Origin of the sequence: Herbiconiux oxytropis (genome assembly GCF_024979315.1) — a bacterium.
GTDB classification, from domain to species: domain Bacteria; phylum Actinomycetota; class Actinomycetes; order Actinomycetales; family Microbacteriaceae; genus Herbiconiux; species Herbiconiux oxytropis.
Genome location: NZ_JANLCK010000001.1, coordinates 583109 through 602529, shown reverse-complemented (window position 1 = coordinate 602529; position 19421 = coordinate 583109). Strand labels below are relative to the sequence as shown.

Here is a 19421-nt window from a genome sequence, read left to right as displayed (position 1 = left end):
TCACCACCCGACCAACTGACCCACATCTGGAGATAAGAAATGCCCAAGCCAACCAAGGGACCCCGTCTCGGTGGCGGACCGGCGCACGAGCGCCTGCTCCTCGCGAACCTGGCTGCCGCCCTGTTCACCCACAAGAGCATCAAGACGACCGAGACCAAGGCCAAGCGGATGCGTCCGCTGACCGAGCGTCTCATCACGTTCGCCAAGCGCGGCGACCTGCACGCGCGCCGTCGCGTGCTCGCCGTGATCGGCGACAAGTCGGTCGTGCACGAGCTCTTCACCGAGATCGCTCCGCTCGTCGCCGAGCGTGAGGGCGGCTACACCCGGATCACGAAGCTCGGCTTCCGCAAGGGCGACAACGCCCCCATGGTGCAGATCGAGCTCGTGCTCGAGCCCGTGACCCCGAAGAAGAAGTCGACCGCGAAGGCCGCTCCGGCTGCCGCCGCTGCGGCTCCTGCCGAGGACGAGGTCGTCGAGACCCCCGCCGAGGATGCTCCCGCCGAGGAGACCTCGACCGAGGAGACCGCCGACGAGACCACCGAGGCGCCCGCCGCCAAGGAGTCGACCGAGGCTCCCGCGGAGGAGACCAAGTAGTTCCCGCTGCAGACAGAGGGCCCCGCCATCCGTGAGGAAGGCGGGGCCCTCTTCGGTTTAACATGGATGCTGTGATCGAGTCGAGCGGGACCAGGCGCATCCGGCTGGACATCGCCTACGACGGCACCGACTTCTCCGGCTGGGCCCGCCAGCCCGGCCTCCGCACCGTGCAGGGCGTGCTCGAGGAGACGATGGCGACGATCCTGCGCCGCTACCCACCGCATCCGGAACTGATGGTGGCGGGGCGCACGGACGCCGGTGTGCACGCGACCGGGCAGGTCGCGCACGTCGACCTCGCGCCCGGCCAGTTGAAGAGCCTTCGCCGGCGAGGCGCTCCCGCGGGGATCGGCGAGGCGGAGCTCGCTGCTCTGCTGGGCCAGCGGATCAACGGGGTGCTGGGCGCCGACTCCGACGTGGTCGTGACCCGATCCGCCCTCGCCCCCGCCGGGTTCGATTCGCGCTTCTCCGCGAGCTGGCGGCGCTACCGCTACCGGATCGCCGACGCCGCTGCCGTGCACGATCCGCTCGAGCGCAGACGCACGGTGCGGCACCCGACCGTGCTCGACGTCGACGCCATGGACACGGCGGCGAGGGCCCTGCTCGGCCTCCACGACTACGCGACCTTCTGCAAGCCGAGGCCGCACTCCACGACCATCCGCACCCTCCGCTCGTTCGCGTGGCGTCGCCAAGGCGACGGGGTGCTGGTCGCGGCGCTCGAGGCGGACGCCTTCTGCCACAGCATGGTGCGCTCGCTCGTGGGGGCGACGGTCGCGGTGGGCGACGGTTCGCTGACGGGCGACGACATCCTGCGCCTTCGCGACGATCGGCGACGCACGGGGGAGTTCCTCGTGATGCCGGCCAAGGGCCTCGTGCTCACCGAGGTGGGCTACCCGCCGGACGACGAGCTCGCGGAGCGAGCGGAGCGGACGAGGGCGCGTCGCGAACTCATTTGACGGGTGAGGTGGTATCGCGTAACCTAGACCCTTGGTGTGCGTGCCCTGGTGCGTCGCCCGAAGTTGAGCCCTCCATCGGCTGCCTTCTCCTTCTCAACTGAAGCGGAAGACCCACCGGAGTGGGATTCACGAACTCCTCACCTCGAACAAGAAAGCAGCACTCCTGTGACGCGCACTTACACCCCGAAGGCCAGCGAGATCCAGCGCGGCTGGGTCATCATCGACGCGACCGACGTCGTCCTCGGCCGTCTGGCCAGCCACGCCGCCGCCATCCTCCGTGGCAAGAACAAGGCCACCTTCACCCCCCACATGGACATGGGTGACTTCGTCATCATCGTGAACGCCGACAAGGTCGCGCTCACCGGTTCCAAGCTGGCCCAGAAGAAGGCGTACCGCCACTCCGGCTACCCGGGCGGCCTCACCGCCGTCTCGTACTCCGAGCTGCTCGAGAAGAACCCCGAGCGCGCTGTGGAGAAGGCCATCCGCGGAATGCTGCCGAAGACCTCGCTCGGTCGTGACCAGTTCCGCAAGCTGAAGGTCTACTCGGGTGGAGAGCACCCGCACGCTGCCCAGCAGCCCACCCCGTACACCATCGACCAGGTCGCCCAGTAGCGTCCCTCGCTTCAGCAGACTCAGACAAAGGACACATAACTACCGTGGCGAAGATCGCAGACCAGATTGACGTGGCTCCCGAGAGCTACACCACCGAAAGTTCGGCCGACGAGGCGCCCCGCGCCCCCCGCGCCGTGCTCAACGTCTCCGGCGCAGCCGTGGGCCGCCGCAAGCAGGCCATCGCCCGCGTGCGCCTCGTCCCCGGTGCCGGCACCCTCACGGTGAACGGCCGCGAGTTCGAGCACTACTTCCCCAACAAGCTGCACCAGCAGCTCATCAACGACCCGTTCAAGGTGCTCGACCTGCTCGGCTCGTACGACGTGGTCGCGAAGATCACCGGCGGTGGCCCCTCGGGCCAGGCCGGTGCGCTCCGTCTCGCCATCGCCCGCGCGCTGAACGAGATCGACCGCGAGAACAACCGCGCCCAGCTCAAGAAGGCGGGCTTCCTCACTCGTGACGCCCGCGTCATCGAGCGCAAGAAGGCCGGTCTCAAGAAGGCACGTAAGGCGTCGCAGTTCTCGAAGCGCTGATCGCGCCTCGGCTCTACGCTTAGCGCATGGCTCGCCTTTTCGGCACCGATGGGGTGCGGGGGCTCGCGAACCAGGACGTCACGGCCGATCTCGCTCTGCGGATCGCACAGGCCGGTGCACGTGTCCTCGGTGAAGCGGCCCGGGCGGCCGGTCGACGACCGGTCGCAGTGGTTGCTCGCGACCCGCGCCAATCGGGTGATTTCATCGCAGCCGCCGTCTCGGCAGGCTTCGCGAGCTCCGGCGTCGACGTCCTCGACGCCGGAGTGCTGCCGACCCCGGCAGCGGCATTCCTCATCGCCGACATCGGCGCCGACTTCGGCGTCGTCATCTCGGCCTCGCACAATCCGGCGCCGGACAACGGCATCAAATTCTTCGCCGCGGGCGGCAAGAAACTGCCGGACGAGGTGGAGATCGGCATCGAGGCGGCTCTCGAGCACCCTCAGCTGACCCCGCTCGGCGGTGACATCGGTCGCATCCGCCGGTTCGCGGATGCCGAGGACCGTTACGTCGTGCACCTGCTGACGACGCTCCCGCACCGGCTCGACGGCATCCACGTGGTGCTCGACTGCGCCCACGGCGCCGCCGCCGGGGTGTCGCCCGAAGCGTTCAGCCAGGCGGGCGCACGCATCACCGTGATCGGCAACGATCCCGATGGCATGAACATCAACGACGGAGTGGGCTCGACCCACCTCGGTCAGCTGGCCGAGGCCGTCGTCGCCGCGGGAGCCGACGTGGGCATCGCGCACGACGGCGACGCCGACCGGTGCCTCGCCGTGGACGCGCAGGGCAACACCATCGACGGTGACCAGATCATGGCCATCCTCGCCCTGGGCTCACTCGACCGGGGAGCGCTGCGCGAGAACACCCTCGTGGCGACGGTGATGTCGAACCTCGGACTCAAGCTCGCGATGGCCAAGCACGGCATCTCGATGCTCGAGACCCGCGTGGGCGACCGCTACGTGCTCGAGGCCATCAACGAGAAGCACCTGAGCCTCGGCGGCGAGCAGTCGGGCCACATCATCTTCGCCGACCACGCCACCACGGGTGACGGCATCCTCACGGGTCTGCAGCTGCTCAGCCGCATGGCCGCGACCGGCAAGAGCCTCGCCGACCTCGCGAGCGTCATGAAGGTCTATCCGCAGACGCTCGTGAACGTGCGTGGGGTCGACCGCGACGGCGTGGCGACCGATCGCGTGCTCGCCACGGCGGTCGCCGAGGCCGAGGCCGACCTGGGTGAGACGGGCCGCGTTCTCCTCCGCCCCTCCGGCACCGAGCCGCTCGTGCGCGTCATGGTGGAGGCCGGCGACCAGGCCACGGCCGACCGCATCGCGGAGGCTCTGGCCGATGTCGTGCGACAGCGCCTGTCGACGGGCGTGGAGCAGGGTATCTGACGACCGTCACTTCCGGGCGGCTCGAGCTCCCACGAATCTGAACGCAACGGGCCCTACTCGACGACCCAGAGAATCAGCGCTGCTGACGCCTGCTACAACTTCCGGAGCAATACCCTGTTCACCGTGTGATCCGCGTCCTTGCGCAACACGAGGGTGGCTCGGGAGCGGGTGGGGCGGATGTTGTCCATCAGGTTGGGGAGGTTGATCGACTCCCAGATGGAGCGGGCCGTCTCGCGCGCCTCGACCTCGGACAGGCTCGAGTAGCGGTGGAAGTACGACTTGGGGTTGGCGAACGCGCCCTGCTGGAGCGCGAGGAAGCGGCTCTCGTACCACTGCGCGATGTCGCGCGTGCGGGCGTCGACGTAGACCGAGAAGTCGAACAGGTCGCTCACCGCGAGGCGGTTTCCCGACGCCGGCGGCTGCAGCACGTTGAGGCCCTCGACGATGAGGATGTCGGGCTGGCGCACGACGATCTGCGCCTCCGGCACGATGTCGTAGCTGAGATGCGAGTAGAAAGGCGCCCTGACCTCCGGGTTGCCGCTCTTCACGGCACTCACGAAGCGGAGCAGGGCCCGCCGGTCGTAGGACTCGGGGAAGCCCTTGCGCTGCATGAGGCCACGGCGCTCGAGCTCGGCGTTGGGCAGCAGGAAGCCGTCGGTGGTGATGAGCTCCACCCGCGGCGTGTCGGCCCAGCGCGCGAGCAGTTCGCGGAGCAGCCGCGCCGTCGTCGACTTGCCGACCGCCACCGATCCGGCCACGCCGATGACGAACGGCGTGGACTTCGACTTCTCGCCGAGGAAGTCGGTCGAGGCCCTGTGCAGCTGCTGCGCGCTCGTGGCGTAGAGGTTGATGAGCCTGGCCAGCGGCAGGTAGACCTCGGTGACCTCACGGAGGTCGAGCGGGTTGCCGAGACCGCGCAGCTGCACGATCTCCGTCTCCTTCAGCGGCAGGGGAGTCGTCGGTGCGAGAGCCGCCCAGTGCGCCCGGTCGAACTCGACGAACGGGCTGAACTGCGCGAGGCCGGAGGACGCGGGGGAATCGGGCATGGGCTCCCCATTCTGCCCGATCCGCGACGTGCCGGGCGCGCCGCACGCTGACCGGTCGCCCAGGCGCGCTCGGCTAAACTCGCTCGCATGTGTGGAATCGTGGGTTATGTCGGCAGCAACAGCAGTCTCGAGGTGCTCCTCGGCGGGCTGCGCCGGCTCGAGTACCGCGGATACGACTCGGCGGGAGTCGCCGTGATCGGCGAGGACGGAACGCTCTCGACCCGCAAGCGCGCGGGCAAGCTCGCCGTGCTGGCCGACGACCTCGAGGCGCGCCCCATGGCCGACGGACAGACCGGCATCGGTCACACCCGCTGGGCGACCCACGGCGGGCCCACCGACGGCAACGCGCATCCGCATCTCTCGGCAGACGGGCGCATCGCGCTCATCCACAACGGCATCATCGAGAACTTCGCCGTGCTCAAGCAGGAGCTGCACGACGACGGCTTCACCTTCGACAGCGAGACCGACACCGAGGTGGCCGCCAAGATGCTCGGCCGCGAGTACGAGGTGGGCGACGGCCTGCCGAACGCTCTGGCCCGCGTGGTGTCGCGCCTCGAGGGGGCCTTCACCCTGCTAGCGCTGCACCAGGACGAGCCGGGCGTCGTGGTCGGTGCCCGCCGCAACTCGCCGCTCGTGATCGGGCTCGGCGAGGGCGAGAACTTCCTCGGCTCCGACGTCGCGGCCTTCGTGGAGCACACGCACCGTGCCGTGGCCATCGGCCAGGACCAGATCGTCGTCATCACGCCGGATGACGTGGCCGTGACCGACTTCGACGGCAACCCGGTCGAGGTCGAGGAGTTCGAGGTGTCGTGGGATGCGTCGGCCGCCGAGAAGGGCGGCTGGTCGAGCTTCATGGCGAAGGAGATCAGCGAGGAGCCCGAGGCCGTGGCGAACACGGTGCTCGGCCGCGTCGACGACGGGCAGGTCGTGCTGCGCGAGCTCGCCGACGTGGACGACATGCTGAAGGACATCGACCGCATCGTCGTGATCGGCTGCGGCACCGCCGCCTACTCCGGCATGCTCGGCAAGTACGCCATCGAGAAGTGGGCCCGCGTGCCCGTGGAGGTCGAGCTCTCGCACGAGTTCCGCTACCGGGAGCCGGTGCTCAACGCGCGCACGCTCGTGATCTCGATCAGCCAGTCGGGCGAGACGATGGACACGCTCATGGCCGTCAAGTACGCCATCGCGAACGGCGCCCGCACCCTCTCGATCTGCAACACGCAGGGCGCCACGATCGCCCGGGAGTCCGACGCCGTGGTCTACACGCACGCCGGACCCGAGGTCGCCGTGGCCTCGACCAAGGCCTTCGTGGCGCAGATCACCGCCCTCTACCTGTTCGGCCTGCACCTGGCCCGGGTGCGCGGCACGCTCGACCCCACGGTCGCTGCCCTGCAGCTCGCGGAGCTGCAGGGCATCCCCGCCAAGATCGCGAAGGTGCTGAAGAACGGCGCCGAGATCACCCAGTTGGCCAAGTGGATGTCGGACAGCCGCGCGGTGCTCTTCCTCGGCCGCCACGTCGGCTACCCGGTGGCCCTCGAGGGCGCGCTGAAGCTCAAGGAGCTCGCCTACATCCACGCCGAGGGCTTCGCAGCCGGCGAGCTCAAGCACGGGCCGATCGCGCTCATCGAGCCGGGCCAGCCCGTGTTCGTGGTGGTGCCGAGCCCGCGCGACCCGAACTCGCTGCACGCCAAGGTGGTCTCGAACATCCAGGAGATCCGCGCCCGCGGCGCCCGCATCCTTGCGATCGCCGAGGAGGGTGACGTGGCCGTGCTGCCGTTCGCCGACGAGGTCATCCGCATCCCGCTCGCGGCGCCGCTGTTCGAGCCGCTGCTGACGGTCATCCCGCTCCAGCTGTTCGCGATGGAGCTCGCCACCGCGAAGGGCCTCGACGTCGACCAGCCGCGGAACCTCGCGAAGTCCGTCACGGTCGAGTAGGCCGTCGTGATCGTCGGAGTCGGAGTCGATCTCGTCGACGTCGCGCGATTCGAGCGCGCCCTCGAGAAGACGCCCCGGCTGCGCGATCGCCTGTTCGCTCCTGGCGAACGCGGGCTGCCGGTCCGCTCCCTCGCGGCTCGCTTCGCCGCGAAGGAGGCGCTCATCAAGGCGGTGGGGCACTCGACCGAGTTCCGCTGGCACGACATGGAGGTGGTCTCGGACGAGCACCGCAACCCGGCATTCTCACTCTCCGGGGGTGTGGCGGCGGCCGTCGCGGGTATCGGCGCGAGCCGCGTGCACCTCAGCCTCACCCACGACGGCGGGCACGCGATGGCGTTCGTCGTGGCCGAGTCGGGCGGGGCGTGATGGGCGACGCGCACGCATCCGCAACGGGGGAGCTCCCGGCACTCCGCCGCGCGATCGTCGACCCGTCCGCGATCCGCGAGAACGTGGCGCACGTCGCCTCTCTCGTGGCTCCGGCCGCCGTGATGGCGGTCGTGAAGGCCGACGGATACGGGCACGGGGCGCTGACAGCCGCCAGGGCCGCCCTCGAGGGTGGTGCCGAGCGGCTCGGCGTGGCCGACGTCGACGAAGCTCTCGCGTTGCGGGCAGCCGGCATCCAGGCGCCCGTGCTCGCCTGGCTGCACGGGCACGACCCGTCGTTCGGTGAGGCCGTCGAACACGGCATCTCTGTGGGCGTCAGCACCCGGCTCCAACTCGAGCGGGCCGTGGAGGCGGGCACGACCACGAGGCCCGCCCTCGTGCACCTCAAGATCGATACCGGTCTGGGGCGCAACGGACTGCAGAAGGCCGAGTGGGAGCCCGTGTTCGAGGCTGCCGGCGATGCGATCGCGAGCGGGCGCATCCGGCTCGAGGGGCTCTTCAGCCATCTCTCCAACGCCGATGACGAGGAGGACCGTGCTCAGCTCGACGCCTTCCTCGAGGCGGAGCAGCTGCTGCGGAGCCTCGGTGCCGACCCCGGCATCCGGCACCTCGCCTCCACTGCCGGCGCGCTGCGACTGCCCGAGACCCGCCTCGACCTCGTGCGGCTGGGCATCGGCGCCTACGGGCTCTCGCCTTTCGACGACGCGACCTCCGCCGAGCTCGGCCTGAGGCCCGCGATGAGACTCGAGAGCCGCCTGTTCTCGGTCAAGCGGGTCGCGGCCGGCACCGGGGTCTCCTACGGCTACACCTACCGCACCGACCGCGACACCTGGCTCGGGCTCGTGCCGCTCGGCTACGCCGACGGGATCCCGCGGCACGTCTCGAACACCGGCAGCGTGCGGGTGGGCGACCAGGTGCATCGGATCGTGGGCCGAGTGGCCATGGACCAGTTCGTGGTGGACCTCGGCGAGCACGAGGCGCAGGTGGGCGACCGCGTGGTGCTCTTCGGCGACGCAGAACGGGGCGAGCCCACGGCCAACGACTGGGCGCGGGCCGCCTCGACCATCAACTACGAGATCGTGACGCGGCTCGGCCGCCGGGTGAAGCGGGTGACGGCATGAGCGGGGCAGCTCCGGATCGCGAGGCCCTGATCGACCTCGAGGCCTTCCGGCACAATGTGCGCACCCTGTCGGCTCTCGCGAGGCCGGCCGACACGATGCTCGCCGTGAAGGCCGACGCCTACGGGCACGGCATGGTGCCGATGGCGCGCGCTGCACTGGAGTCGGGCGCGACCTCGCTCGCGGTGCTCGACATCCCGGCGGCCCTGGAGTTGCGGGCCGCGGGGATCACCGCGCCCATCTTCGCCTGGATGCACGATCCGGACGCGCTCTTCGGCGAGGCCGCGGAGGCCGACATCGACCTCGGCATCTCGGCCGTCTGGCAGCTCGACGCGATCGCGGCCGCCGGCGCCTCCCGCGCCCCGCGCGTGCACCTCAAGATCGACACGGGGCTGAGCCGCAACGGCTCGACCGAGGCCGACTGGCCGGCCCTCGTGCGGTCCGCGCTCGCGCACGATGCCGCCGGCGCCGTGAAGCTCCACGCCGCCTGGTCGCACCTCGCAGACGCCTCGCCCGAGGACGACCGTGTCGCCCTCGACAAGCTGCACCGGGCCGTCGCCGTGGCGGAGGAGCTCGGCGCGCGATTCGAGCTCGTGCACCTCGCGGCGTCGTCGGCGGGCATCCGGATGCCCGAGGCGCGCCTCGGGGTCGTGCGCTTCGGCATCGCCGCCTACGGGGTGTCGCCCTTCGACGACGAGTCGGCGCGCGATCTCGGCCTGCGGCCCGTGATGACCCTCCGCAGCCGCGTGGTGTCGACCAAGCGGGTGCCGGCCGGCCACGGTGTGTCCTACGGGCTCACCTACCGCACCGAGCGCGAGTCGACCCTCGCGCTCGTGCCGCTCGGCTATGCCGACGGCATCCCTCGGATCGCCACGGGCCGCGCCCGGGTGTGGATCGGCGGCCGCCGGTACCCGATCGCCGGACGGATCGCGATGGACCAGTTCGTGGTCGACCTCGGCGACGGTGCCGTCGAGGTGGGCGACGAGGTCGTGGTGTTCGGCGAGGGCGACGACGGCGAGCCGACGGCGGAGGAGTGGGCGGGCTGGGCGGAGACCATCGGCGACGAGATCGTGGCGCGGGTGGGGCCGCGGGTCGAGCGGGTGTACCTGAACACAACCGATGCGCTGGTCGGTTCCGTGCGGGAGATCGCGACCCCCGAGGAGATGCACGAGTTCGGGCGGAGCATCGGAGCGACTCTCGCCGCCGGTGACGTGATCGTGCTCTCTGGCGACCTCGGCGCGGGCAAGACCACCTTCACGCGCGGCCTCGGGGAGGGGATGGGGGTGCGCGGCCCCGTGACGAGCCCCACCTTCGTGCTCGCGCGGACGCATCCGTCGCTCGTGGGCGGACCCGCCCTCGTGCACGTCGATGCCTACCGGCTCGGCAGCGCGCTCGAACTCGACGACCTCGACATCGACTTCGCCGGATCGGTCGTGGTCGTGGAGTGGGGCAGAGGGCTCGTGGAGGCGCTCGCCGAGTCGTTCCTCGCGATCGACATCGAACGGCCGCACGGCGCGGGTGCCGGCGGCGGATCCGATGCCGGCACCGATGCCGATGTCGACGGCGCGGAGGCGGGCGATGCTCCGGTCGAACCGCGCACGGTGCGGATCACGGGGACCGGGGAGCGCTGGCGCTGAACCGGCCCGCGGCTCCTCCCGGCCGCGAGCACCCGCGGCGGCGTTAGGCTTCTGGGGTGCTGCTCGCCATCGACACCTCCGCCGGAAGCTCCGTGGCCGTCGTCGACGGCGACCTCGTGCTCGCCGAGAACTCGACCGAGGACACCATGCGGCACGCCGAGGTGATCGGCGACATGATCCGGCAGACCCTCGACGACGCCCGTGTCGAGCCCCGGCAGCTCGACCTCGTGGTGGCAGGCATGGGGCCCGGCCCGTTCACGGGGCTCCGGGTGGGGATCGCTGCAGCGCGCGCGTTCGCGCTCGGCATCGGGCGCCCGGTCGTGCCCGCCGTCAGCCACGACGCCGTGGCCTTCGACGAGTGGTCGGCCGGCGTGCGCGGTGCCGTGCTCGTGGTGACGGATGCGCGCCGTCGCGAGGTCTACTGGTCGAGCTACGATCTCACCGACGCGGGCGCCGTGCGGAGCGACGGACCGGCGCTCTGCCGGCCCGACGAACTGCCCTACCCCGACTTCGAGCGGATCGACGCCACCCAGATCGGTGCCGGTGCCCTCGGCCGCGTGGTTCGGCTGCAGCGCGAGCGCGGCGAACAGCCCGAGTTCACCGAACCGCTCTACCTGCGCTCGCCCGACGTGACGATGCCGGGGGCGCGGAAGCGGGTGACCCGATGAGCTGGCGGCTGCGACGGGCGGGCTCGGCGGACCTCGACGCCGTGATGGCGCTCGAGGAGGCCTCCTTCGAGACCGATGCCTGGTCGCGCGAATCGATGGCCCGCGAGATCGGCCACCCCTACGGCTACTACCTCGTGGGGCTCGACGCCGAGGGTCCCGATCCCGATCTCGCCACCGACCCCGGAGCCCTCCGCGGCTATGCGGGGCTCCTGTGCCCGCCCGGATCGGACTTCGCCGACATCCAGACCATCGCGGTGGCCCCGTCGGCGCGAGGCAGAGGGCTCGGGCGGCAGCTCATGGCGCGACTGCTCGCCGAGGCCACCGACCGGGGCGCACGGAGCGTGCTGCTCGAGGTGCGCGCCGACAATCCGGTGGCCCATTCGCTCTACCTCTCGCTCGGCTTCGCCGACATCGCCCGGCGGCCGAAGTACTACCAGCCCGACGGGGTCGACGCCGTCGTGATGCAGCTCGAGCTGCCGAGCAGGGGCCCGGCGTTCGCCGACACCCGAGGAGAGACCCCATGACGCGAGAGCCTGTCGTGCTCGGCATCGAGACCTCGTGCGACGAGACGGGCGTGGGGATCGTGCGCGGACGCACCCTGCTCGCGAACGTGATCGCCTCGTCGATGGACGAGCACGCCCGCTACGGCGGCGTGGTGCCCGAGGTGGCCGCGCGCGCCCACCTCGAGGCGATGAACCCGACGATCGAGGCGGCGCTCGCCGAGGCGGGCATCGGCCTCGACGCCGTCGACGCGATCGCAGTGACGAGCGGCCCCGGGCTCGCGGGCGCGCTGATGGTAGGGGTCGGCGCCGCGAAGGCGCTCGCTGTGGCCACCGGCCGCCCGCTCTACGCCGTCAACCACCTCGTAGGGCACGTGGGAGCCGATGTGCTCGCCGACGAGCCGCTCGAGTATCCGACGATCGCGCTGCTGGTCTCCGGTGGGCACACCTCGCTGCTCGTCGTGCGCGACCTCGTGGGCGACGTGGAACTGCTCGGCGAGACCATCGACGACGCCGCCGGCGAGGCTTTCGACAAGGTCGCGCGCATCCTGGGCCTGCCCTACCCCGGCGGGCCCCAGATCGACCGGGTGGCCGCCGGTGGCGATCCGAAGGCGATCCACTTCCCGCGCGGGCTCATGCAGCCCAAGGACGATGCGAAGCACCGCTACGACTTCTCGTTCTCCGGCCTCAAGACCGCGGTGGCGCGGTGGGTCGAGCGGGCGGAGGACGCGGGGGAGGAGGTGCCCGTGGCCGATGTGGCGGCGAGCTTCCGGGAGGCCGTGGTCGACGTGCTGCTCACGAAGGCGTTCCGCGCGTCGGCCGACTTCGGCATCCCCCGCCTGCTGCTCGGCGGCGGCGTGGTGGCGAACGCTCGCGTGCGCGAGGAGGCCGCTCGCAGGGCCGGACTCGCGGGTGTCTCCCTGCGCATCCCGCCGCTGTCGCTGTGCACCGACAACGGCGCCATGATCGCCGCTCTCGGCGCGCAGCTGATCATGGCGGGGCACCGGCCGTCGGAACTCGGATTCGGCGCGGATTCCACTCTTCCCGTGACCGAGATCCAGGTGGCGAGGAGCTAGGCCGCGCCTTCCGGCCCCGGGTTTTTGCGTGAGCTAGTGTGACGCCTCGCATTGACACTTTCTCAGCGAGCCTGCGACGATGGGTGCCGTCCTTGTCATCTCAGGCGAATTGGAGCCCTCCCTTGACTGAATCCACCCCCGGCTACGCAGCGGTGCCTGCAGCCCAGAAGACGAACGTGCTCGCGATCGTCTCTCTCGTCATCTCGATCCTCGGCTTCAACGTCATCGCGATCATCCTCGGCGCCATCGCCCTGAACCAGATCAAGAAGACCGGCGAGAACGGCCGTGGGCTCGCGCTCGCCGGCATCATCATCGGTGCGATCTCGCTCGTGCTGGGCATCATCCTCATCATCGTCGCCGTGGGCATCGCGGCGTCGAACCCGTCGATCACCACGTACTGACGTGCTGGGCGCAGGTGGCGCGAGCCACCTGCGCCTAGTCTGGTAATCGACCCGAAGTCCCGCGGCCGCATCGGCCACTTCGCAGAAGGGCGTTCCTTGTGAGCGACACGAACAATTCCACACCGTCGGCCGGAGAACCTCCCGTTCCCCCGGTCACGCCGCCCGGGCAGTCCGGCCCGCCGCCGGCGCCCTCCTACACGCCGCCGCCCCCGAGCTACCCGTCCGCACCTGCGGCGCCCAACCTCGAGAAGCCGCCGGCACCCTCCTACCAGCAGCCCCCGGCCGGCTACCAGGCCCCGCCGGCCAACCCCGGCTACCAGCAGGCGCCTCCCGGCTACCAGCCGCCCCAGGGTCAGCAGCCGTACTACGGCTATCAGACCCCCGCGGCGCCGCCCACGAACACGCTCGCGATCGTCACGATCATCCTGGCGTTCCTCTTCTCGATCGCGGGCATCGTCACCGGCCACATCGCGCTCAAGCAGATCGACCGCACGGGGGAGTCGGGTCGTGGACTCGCGAAGGCGGGACTCATCCTGTCGTACGTGTTCACCGGTCTCGCGGTGCTGGGCGTCATCGCCTACATCATCTTCGTCGTGGTGATCATCGCGGCAGCGGGAGCCGGAACGTACTACTCCTACTGATCTCCGGCCGACCGGTCCACGGTCGACCCGAGAAGGGCTCCGGGGCCGCCACTCACACGTCAGCCCGCTCGACGAGCAGCGCAGCATGCGCGCCATCGATGCGGGTGAGCACGAGGGTGGCGGACTCGGGGCCCTTCAGCGCTAGACGGGTGCGGAGCGACGCCGGGTCGACGTCGATCCCGCGCTTCTTGATCTCGAGAGTGCCGATGCGCCGCTCCCGGAGCGCCTTCTTGAGCGCGCCCTCGCCGGCGGGCAGGCGCTCGAGCACGCGGAAGGCCCGGGCGAACGGGGTGGGTGTGAGGGTGTCGGCGGTCAGGTAGGCGATCGAGGCGGAGACCATCCCGGCGCCGAGCCGCCCTGCGAGGGCACCGATGAGTCGAGCACGGATGACCGCACCGTCCGGCTCGTAGAGGTAGTCGCCGAGCTCGCGAACCTCGACATCCGGGCTGTCGGCCTCGGCCGTGAGCTCGGCGGAGGAGCCTCCGGAGACCACGAGGGCGGCCCGGCGGACGCCCGGGCGGGCGAGAGCGCCGAACCAGAGTCCCATCTCGACGAGCTGGCCGTCGACCGAGACCCACTGCGCCTCTGCCTCGGAGGGGATGAGCTCCCGGTCGAAGCCCGGACCGAGCTTGACGCCGACGGGCCTAGCGGCGGCGAGGCCGAACGCGAAGCCGACCGAGGGGGAGTAGTCTTCGGGTCGCGTGAGCCGAGTGGTCGAGCCCGAGCCCGCCGAACGGCGCGCGGGGTCGAGATAGACCGCATCGACGCCGGCCGCCTCGAGGTCGAAGGTCTCCGCGTCGCCGTGCACGACCTCGACGTGCGGGAACGCCGCGAGGTTGTAAGCGGCGACGGCGGCCGTGACCTCGTCGAGCTCGACGGCGACGACCGGGATGTCGAGGGCGGCGATCGCGAGGGCGTCGGTGCCGAGCCCGCAGCCGAGGTCGGCCACCTTGCCCACCCCGGCGGCCCGGAAGCGACCGGCGTGCAGTGCCGCGATCGGCAGTCGGGTGGCCTGCTCGAGGCCCGCCTGGGTGTACAGCAGGCGCGAGGCGAAGTCGCCGAACTTCGTCACGGCACGCTCCCGCAGCCGCGCCTGGGTGAGCACGGCGGTGACGAGTCCGGGCGGATGACCGGCCTTCCGGAGCGCGGAGACCTGGGCGACGGGATCGAGGGAGGAATAGGGCGGCAGCTCGTCGACCAGCCTCAGGCCCTCGGCGGTGAAGAGGTGCGAGAGCTCGGCGGAGTCCATCCGGCAACGGTACCAAGGCGTTGGCGCAACGAGGCGTCATCCTCTGGCACTCACGTTGCGCGAGTGCCAGAGGTGCCTCTAAACTCGCATTAGCACTCTCGGTGTGAGGGTGCTAACCCAGACGTTTTGAAACTGAGAAAGAAGAGGTCAACCGTGTCGGTCTCCATCAAGCCGCTCGAGGATCGCATCGTCATCAAGCAGGTCGAAGCTGAGCAGACCACTGCTTCCGGTCTCGTCATCCCCGACACCGCGAAAGAGAAGCCCCAGGAGGGTGAAGTCGTCGCCGTCGGCCCCGGCCGCATCGACGACAACGGCAACCGCGTTCCGCTCGACGTCGCAGTCGGCGATAAGGTCATCTACTCCAAGTACGGCGGAACCGAGGTGAAGTACGGCGGAGAAGACCTGCTCGTGCTCTCGGCTCGCGACGTGCTCGCTGTCGTGGTGCGCTGACGCAGCTCACGCTCTGAGAACCCGGGTGGCTTCGGCCGCCCGGGTTCTTCGCGTTCCGGAGTAGAGTGACGCGGTGCCACCGTCTCCGCTCGCCATCGCAGGCACCGAGTCGGAGAAGTTCCGCTCCGGGCTCCTCAACGCCGTCGGCGCCTATGCGCTGTGGGGGATCTTCCCGCTCTACTTCCTCCTGCTGCGGCCGGCCTCGGGCTTCGAGATCGTCGGCTGGCGCATCCTGTTCTCCCTGGTGTTCTGCGCGCTGCTCCTGACGGTGACGCGGGCCTGGCCCGCGTTCCTCGCCATCGCGCGCCAGGGCCGCCTGCTCGGGCTGATGGCCGTGGCCGCCGTGCTGATCTACATCAACTGGCAGACGTACATCCTCGCCACCCTCGCGGGCCAGGTGGTCGAGACCTCGCTCGGCTACTTCATCAATCCGATCGTCACCGTGCTGCTCGGAGTGCTCGTGCTGCACGAGCGACTGAGGCGGATGCAGTGGGTCGCCATCGCGATCAGCGCGATCGCCGTGCTCGTGCTGGCGTTCGGGCACGGCTCGGTGCCGTGGGTCGCGCTCGTGCTCGCCGGCTCCTTCGGCTCCTACGGCCTCGTCAAGAAGCACGTGGGCCCGCGGGTCGACGCGGTGAGCGGGCTCACGCTCGAGACGGCGTGGCTCGCGCCCGTGGCCGTCGTGGTGCTCGTGCTGGTCGGCCAGTTCGGCCCCGGCGGGATCGTGCTCGGCAGCGCGGGCTGGGGGCACAGCGTGCTCATCGTGCTCTCCGGGGTGGCCACGGCTCTGCCCCTCCTGCTGTTCGCGGCGGCCGCCAGGCGTCTGCCGTTGATCTGGGTGGGGCTCGTGCAGTTCATCGCCCCCGTCATCCAGTTCGTGATCGGCGTCGTGGTGCTCGGCGAGCCCATGCCGCCCGAGCGCTGGGCCGGATTCGTCATCGTCTGGGTGGCTCTCGTCATCCTCGTGATCGACATGGTGCGTGCCGCCGGGCGCGCGCGTGGCGCCGCCTCGACGGCTGTGGAGGGACCGATAGGGTGATGCGAGCATGACTCACACCGCCCTCCTCCGCGCCTCGACCGCCGCTGTGCTGGCCGCATCCCTCGGTCTCGTGCTCACCGGATGCTTCGGCGGGGCCGACGCGGCGACCCCCTCCTCGCCGACGCCGATCCCCACGATGGCGCAGCCCATCCCCTCGGGCGACGGCACTCTGCTGATCGGGCTCGTCGTGCCCCTCTCGGGCACGGAGTCGGCACTCGGCACAGCCTCCCTCGCCGGTGCGGAGCTCGCCGCGCGCGACATCCAGCAGGTGGGCGGTGTCAACGGCGGGCCCGTGCACCTCGTGCACGCCGACGCCGGAGACGCCTCCGCGTCGCGAGCCGCCGAGTCGGTGACGGCCCTCGATGCCCGCGGCGTCGACGCCCTCGTGGGCCCGAACGCCCAGGGGGTGACGCCGGCGCTGGCCGAGGCCGCCGCGACGAGCGGCATCGCCGCGGTGGGCGCCACCGGCGAGCCCATCTCGGTCGACGAGGCGTTCAGCGCACGGCTGCGCTCGGCCGACCCCACCCTCACCGACACCCGGTACGGCGCCGAGAGCTACGACGCGGTCGTCATGACCGCGCTGGCCGCCGCGCTCGCGGGCGACGACGGGCGCACCTCGGTGCAGCAGTTCCTGCCCGCCGTCACGACCGGAGCGGTCTCGTGCGCCACCTACGGAGCCTGCCTCGACGTGCTCACGACGCGGTCCGACATCCGCTACACCGGCGTCACCGGGCAGTTGTCGACGGGTGTCGTGCAGGTCACCGACAGGTAACGATTTGGCCGTGTTACACGGCTGTAACACCAATGTATTGTTCCGGGCCCGAACACCGCTTACCGTGAATCCACGGCCGGTTCTTCGAACCTGCCACGAAACTGCACACATTCTAATAAGGAGCACCATGAGCGTATTCGCGAAGGTCACCACCTCGCGCTCGAAGCCCCTCTCCATCGTTGCCGGCGTCGCCGCGTTCAGTGCCGGCGCTCTGCTGCTGGCATCCTGCGCCTCGACGCCGAGCACCGACGGGGGAGACAGCACCGCCGCTGCGGCCGTCTGCGGCCCCGACGCCGCCACCGCGGCCGCGGAGATCACCCCGGCAGCGCCCGAGACCGCGCAGTCGCGCGAGACCAAGCTGAAGCTCGGCTCGATCCTCCCGACCACCGGTAGCCTCGCCTACCTCGGCCCGCCCGAGATCGCGGGTGTGGATCTGGCCATCGCCGAGATCAACGCCTCCTCCGCCGGTGTGCTGGGCGGCAACGCCGAGGTCATCCACCGCGACTCGGGTGACACCACCACCGACATCGCCACCCAGTCCGCCAGCGACCTGCTCAGCCAGGGCGTCTCCGGCATCGTGGGAGCAGCGTCGTCGGGTGTCTCGTTCACCTTCATCGACCAGGTGACCGGAGCCCAGGTGGTGCAGGTCTCGCCGGCGAACACCTCGCCCGACTTCTCGACCTACAACGACGGCGGCTTCTACTTCCGCACCGCTCCCTCCGACGTGCTGCAGGGCCGCGTGCTCGGCAACCTGATGGTCAACGACGGTGCCGAGAACGTGGGCATCATCTACCTCAACGACGCCTACGGCTCGGGCCTCGAGTCCAACGTCACGACCGCCATCGAGAACGCCGGCGGCACCGTCGTCGCGTCCGAGGCGTTCAACGAGGGCGACAGCCAGTTCGCCTCGCAGATCGACGCCGTGCTCGCCGAGGACCCCGACTCGATCGCGCTCATCGCGTTCGACCAGACCAAGGTCATCGTCCCCGAGCTCGTGGGCACCAAGGGCTTCGACGGCAGCAAGCTGTACTTCGTCGACGGCAACCTGGCCGACTACTCCGAGGACTTCGAAGAGGGCGTGCTGAACTGCGCGAAGGGCACCCTGCCCGGTGTCCTCGCCGATGACGCGTTCAAGGCGAAGCTGTTCGGCATCAACCCGGACCTGAAGGACTTCAGCTACGCGGCTGAGTCCTACGACGCCGTCAACCTGATGGCACTCGCTGCCGTCGCCGGTGGCGCCACCGACGGTCCCACCATCCAGAAGAACATGCAGGCAGTCTCCGAGGGTGGCACCAAGTGCACCACCTTCGCCGAGTGCGCCGACCTGCTGGCCGCTGGGACCGACATCGACTACGACGGCATCTCCGGCCCGATCACGTTCGACGAGAACGGTGACCCGACCGAGGCGTACATCGGTGTCTACCAGTACGGCGCGGACAGCACCTACTCGCCGCTGAACGTCGAGTTCGGCTCGCTCGCGGAGTAGTCACCCCCGCACACCGAAGGCCCGGCCCCTCCTCGGAGGGTGCCGGGCCTTCTGCTGTGCCCCGACACGACAAGAGGCCCGGCCCACTCGGGGCCGGGCCTCTCATCCGCTGCTCTAGTGGCCCTGGTCGGCGGCCAGGGTGCCCAGGTAGAGCTCGATGACCTTCGGGTCCTTCATGAGCTCACGGCCGGTGCCCGTGTACGCGTCGCGGCCCTGGTCGAGCACGTAGGCGCGATCGCAGATCTGCAGGCAGCGGCGAGCGTTCTGCTCCACCATGATGACGGACACGCCCGCACGGTTGATCTGGTGCACGCGCATGAACGTCTCGTCCTGGCGCACGGGCGAGAGACCGGCGGAGGGCTCGTCGAGCAGCAGCACGGAGGGCTCCATCATGAGCGCGCGGCCCATGGCCACCATCTGCCGCTCACCGCCCGAGAGCGAGCCCGCACGCTGCTTGCGGCGCTTGCCCAGCTCGGGGAAGAGGGTCGTGACGAACTCGAACCGCTCGGCGAAGATCGACGGCTTCTGGAACAGGCCCATCTCGAGGTTCTCCTCGATGGTGAGGCTCGGGAAGACGTTGTTGTTCTGGGGCACCATGCCGACACCCTTGGTGACGAGCTTGTTGGCCTTCAGGCCCGTGATGTCCTCGCCCTTCAGGATGACGCGGCCGCTGCGGATCTTGATCTGGCCGAAGATCGCCTTCAGCACCGTCGACTTGCCGGCTCCGTTCGGGCCGATGATGCCGATCAGCTCACCCGGGTAGGCCTCGATGGTGCAGCCGTTCAGGATGTTGACGCCGGGGAGGTAGCCGCCGACCAGGTTCTCGGTCTTCAGCACCACGTCGCCGCGGTCGGTGGGCGCCGCGGTGCGCGCCGCAGCGCGCTCGGCAGCGAGTTCGTTGGTCTCGGCGTTGACCTCGTTGGGATCGATGTCGCTCAT

The 19421-nt window shown here is 70.2% G+C and carries 21 protein-coding genes; 18 read left to right on the top strand and 3 right to left on the bottom strand.

Annotation, left to right across the window (positions count from 1 at the left end; all coding sequences use genetic code 11):
- Positions 1-39: 39 nt before the first annotated feature.
- The 5 genes from rplQ to glmM all read left to right on the top strand — a co-directional run bounded on the left by rplQ (position 40) and on the right by glmM (position 4080).
- The gene (gene rplQ, locus N1028_RS02925; RefSeq protein ID WP_259525283.1) at positions 40-594 is read left to right on the top strand and encodes a 50S ribosomal protein L17; all 555 of its coding nucleotides are present in this window, start codon (positions 40-42) and stop codon (positions 592-594) included.
- A gap of 62 nt (positions 595-656) precedes the next feature.
- Positions 657-1547, top strand: a complete 891-nt coding sequence (locus tag N1028_RS02920) for a tRNA pseudouridine synthase A (RefSeq protein WP_375163400.1) — start codon at positions 657-659, stop codon at positions 1545-1547.
- Positions 1548-1712: 165 nt separating this feature from the next.
- Positions 1713-2159: a 50S ribosomal protein L13 gene (gene rplM, locus N1028_RS02915; protein ID WP_259525279.1), complete on the top strand. Its 447-nt coding sequence runs from the start codon at positions 1713-1715 to the stop codon at positions 2157-2159.
- A gap of 44 nt (positions 2160-2203) precedes the next feature.
- Positions 2204-2689, top strand: a complete 486-nt coding sequence (gene rpsI, locus N1028_RS02910) for a 30S ribosomal protein S9 (RefSeq protein WP_259525277.1) — start codon at positions 2204-2206, stop codon at positions 2687-2689.
- Positions 2690-2715: 26 nt separating this feature from the next.
- Positions 2716-4080 (top strand): phosphoglucosamine mutase, encoded by a 1365-nt coding sequence (gene glmM, locus N1028_RS02905; RefSeq protein ID WP_259525275.1) that lies wholly within the window; start codon positions 2716-2718, stop codon positions 4078-4080.
- Between the two features lie 92 nt (positions 4081-4172).
- On the opposite strand, the gene coaA is transcribed toward glmM, so the two are convergent.
- Positions 4173-5126 (bottom strand): type I pantothenate kinase, encoded by a 954-nt coding sequence (gene coaA, locus N1028_RS02900; protein WP_259525273.1) that lies wholly within the window; start codon positions 5124-5126, stop codon positions 4173-4175.
- Between the two features lie 87 nt (positions 5127-5213).
- Here coaA and glmS point away from each other — a divergent pair, with 87 nt between their 5' ends.
- The 9 genes from glmS (at position 5214) to N1028_RS02855 (ending at position 13486) form a co-directional block, all read left to right on the top strand.
- Positions 5214-7061, top strand: coding sequence for a glutamine--fructose-6-phosphate transaminase (isomerizing) (gene glmS, locus N1028_RS02895; protein WP_259525272.1), 1848 nt, complete (start codon positions 5214-5216; stop codon positions 7059-7061).
- A gap of 6 nt (positions 7062-7067) precedes the next feature.
- Entirely contained in the window at positions 7068-7427 is a 360-nt protein-coding gene (locus N1028_RS02890) for a holo-ACP synthase (protein ID WP_259525271.1), read from the top strand.
- Positions 7427-8566: an alanine racemase gene (gene alr, locus N1028_RS02885; RefSeq protein WP_259525270.1), complete on the top strand. Its 1140-nt coding sequence runs from the start codon at positions 7427-7429 to the stop codon at positions 8564-8566. The genes N1028_RS02890 and alr (N1028_RS02885) overlap by 1 nt, the downstream gene beginning before the upstream one ends.
- Complete coding sequence (gene alr, locus N1028_RS02880; protein ID WP_259525269.1) at positions 8563-10200, top strand: alanine racemase; 1638 nt, start codon at positions 8563-8565, stop codon at positions 10198-10200. Before alr (N1028_RS02885) ends, alr (N1028_RS02880) begins: the two co-directional genes overlap by 4 nt.
- A 56-nt stretch (positions 10201-10256) precedes the next feature.
- On the top strand, positions 10257-10868 hold the full coding sequence (gene tsaB, locus N1028_RS02875) for a tRNA (adenosine(37)-N6)-threonylcarbamoyltransferase complex dimerization subunit type 1 TsaB (protein WP_259525268.1): 612 nt from the start codon (positions 10257-10259) through the stop codon (positions 10866-10868).
- Positions 10865-11392, top strand: coding sequence for a ribosomal protein S18-alanine N-acetyltransferase (gene rimI, locus N1028_RS02870; protein ID WP_259525266.1), 528 nt, complete (start codon positions 10865-10867; stop codon positions 11390-11392). The genes tsaB and rimI overlap by 4 nt, the downstream gene beginning before the upstream one ends.
- Positions 11389-12444 carry a tRNA (adenosine(37)-N6)-threonylcarbamoyltransferase complex transferase subunit TsaD gene (tsaD, locus tag N1028_RS02865; protein ID WP_259525265.1) on the top strand — a complete coding sequence of 352 codons (1056 nt, stop codon included), beginning with the start codon at positions 11389-11391 and terminating at the stop codon, positions 12442-12444. The genes rimI and tsaD overlap by 4 nt, the downstream gene beginning before the upstream one ends.
- A gap of 122 nt (positions 12445-12566) precedes the next feature.
- On the top strand, positions 12567-12845 hold the full coding sequence (locus N1028_RS02860) for a DUF4190 domain-containing protein (RefSeq protein WP_259525263.1): 279 nt from the start codon (positions 12567-12569) through the stop codon (positions 12843-12845).
- A gap of 98 nt (positions 12846-12943) precedes the next feature.
- Positions 12944-13486: a DUF4190 domain-containing protein gene (locus tag N1028_RS02855; RefSeq protein WP_259525262.1), complete on the top strand. Its 543-nt coding sequence runs from the start codon at positions 12944-12946 to the stop codon at positions 13484-13486.
- Between the two features lie 52 nt (positions 13487-13538).
- Here N1028_RS02855 and N1028_RS02850 read toward each other — a convergent pair whose 3' ends face one another.
- Complete coding sequence (locus tag N1028_RS02850; protein WP_259525261.1) at positions 13539-14735, bottom strand: THUMP-like domain-containing protein; 1197 nt, start codon at positions 14733-14735, stop codon at positions 13539-13541.
- 153 nt (positions 14736-14888) lie between these two features.
- Between N1028_RS02850 and groES the strand changes: the two genes are divergently transcribed.
- The 4 genes from groES (at position 14889) to N1028_RS02830 (ending at position 18482) form a co-directional block, all read left to right on the top strand.
- Complete coding sequence (groES, locus tag N1028_RS02845) at positions 14889-15185, top strand: co-chaperone GroES (protein WP_259525260.1); 297 nt, start codon at positions 14889-14891, stop codon at positions 15183-15185.
- A 73-nt stretch (positions 15186-15258) separates the two neighbouring features.
- Positions 15259-16224 (top strand): EamA family transporter RarD, encoded by a 966-nt coding sequence (gene rarD / locus N1028_RS02840; protein WP_259525259.1) that lies wholly within the window; start codon positions 15259-15261, stop codon positions 16222-16224.
- Between the two features lie 7 nt (positions 16225-16231).
- Positions 16232-16996 carry an ABC transporter substrate-binding protein gene (locus N1028_RS02835; protein ID WP_259525258.1) on the top strand — a complete coding sequence of 255 codons (765 nt, stop codon included), beginning with the start codon at positions 16232-16234 and terminating at the stop codon, positions 16994-16996.
- 127 nt (positions 16997-17123) lie between these two features.
- A complete protein-coding gene (locus N1028_RS02830; RefSeq protein ID WP_259525257.1) occupies positions 17124-18482 on the top strand; it encodes an ABC transporter substrate-binding protein in 1359 nt (452 codons plus the stop codon).
- 114 nt (positions 18483-18596) lie between these two features.
- Here N1028_RS02830 and N1028_RS02825 read toward each other — a convergent pair whose 3' ends face one another.
- Positions 18597-19421: an ABC transporter ATP-binding protein gene (locus N1028_RS02825; RefSeq protein ID WP_259525256.1), complete on the bottom strand. Its 825-nt coding sequence runs from the start codon at positions 19419-19421 to the stop codon at positions 18597-18599.

Bases quoted from the DNA above. Each gene is read 5' to 3' on its own strand.
- rplQ (WP_259525283.1), top strand. From the start codon at position 40: ATGCCCAAGCCAACCAAGGGACCCCGTCTCGGTGGCGGACCGGCGCAC.
- N1028_RS02920 (WP_375163400.1), top strand. From the start codon at position 657: ATGGATGCTGTGATCGAGTCGAGCGGGACCAGGCGCATCCGGCTGGAC.
- glmM (WP_259525275.1), top strand. From the start codon at position 2,716: ATGGCTCGCCTTTTCGGCACCGATGGGGTGCGGGGGCTCGCGAACCAG.
- coaA (WP_259525273.1), bottom strand. From the start codon at position 5,126: ATGCCCGATTCCCCCGCGTCCTCCGGCCTCGCGCAGTTCAGCCCGTTC.
- glmS (WP_259525272.1), top strand. From the start codon at position 5,214: ATGTGTGGAATCGTGGGTTATGTCGGCAGCAACAGCAGTCTCGAGGTG.
- alr (WP_259525270.1), top strand. From the start codon at position 7,427: ATGGGCGACGCGCACGCATCCGCAACGGGGGAGCTCCCGGCACTCCGC.
- alr (WP_259525269.1), top strand. From the start codon at position 8,563: ATGAGCGGGGCAGCTCCGGATCGCGAGGCCCTGATCGACCTCGAGGCC.
- rimI (WP_259525266.1), top strand. From the start codon at position 10,865: ATGAGCTGGCGGCTGCGACGGGCGGGCTCGGCGGACCTCGACGCCGTG.
- tsaD (WP_259525265.1), top strand. From the start codon at position 11,389: ATGACGCGAGAGCCTGTCGTGCTCGGCATCGAGACCTCGTGCGACGAG.
- N1028_RS02850 (WP_259525261.1), bottom strand. From the start codon at position 14,735: ATGGACTCCGCCGAGCTCTCGCACCTCTTCACCGCCGAGGGCCTGAGG.
- N1028_RS02835 (WP_259525258.1), top strand. From the start codon at position 16,232: ATGACTCACACCGCCCTCCTCCGCGCCTCGACCGCCGCTGTGCTGGCC.
- N1028_RS02830 (WP_259525257.1), top strand. From the start codon at position 17,124: ATGAGCGTATTCGCGAAGGTCACCACCTCGCGCTCGAAGCCCCTCTCC.
- N1028_RS02825 (WP_259525256.1), bottom strand. From the start codon at position 19,421: ATGAGCGACATCGATCCCAACGAGGTCAACGCCGAGACCAACGAACTC.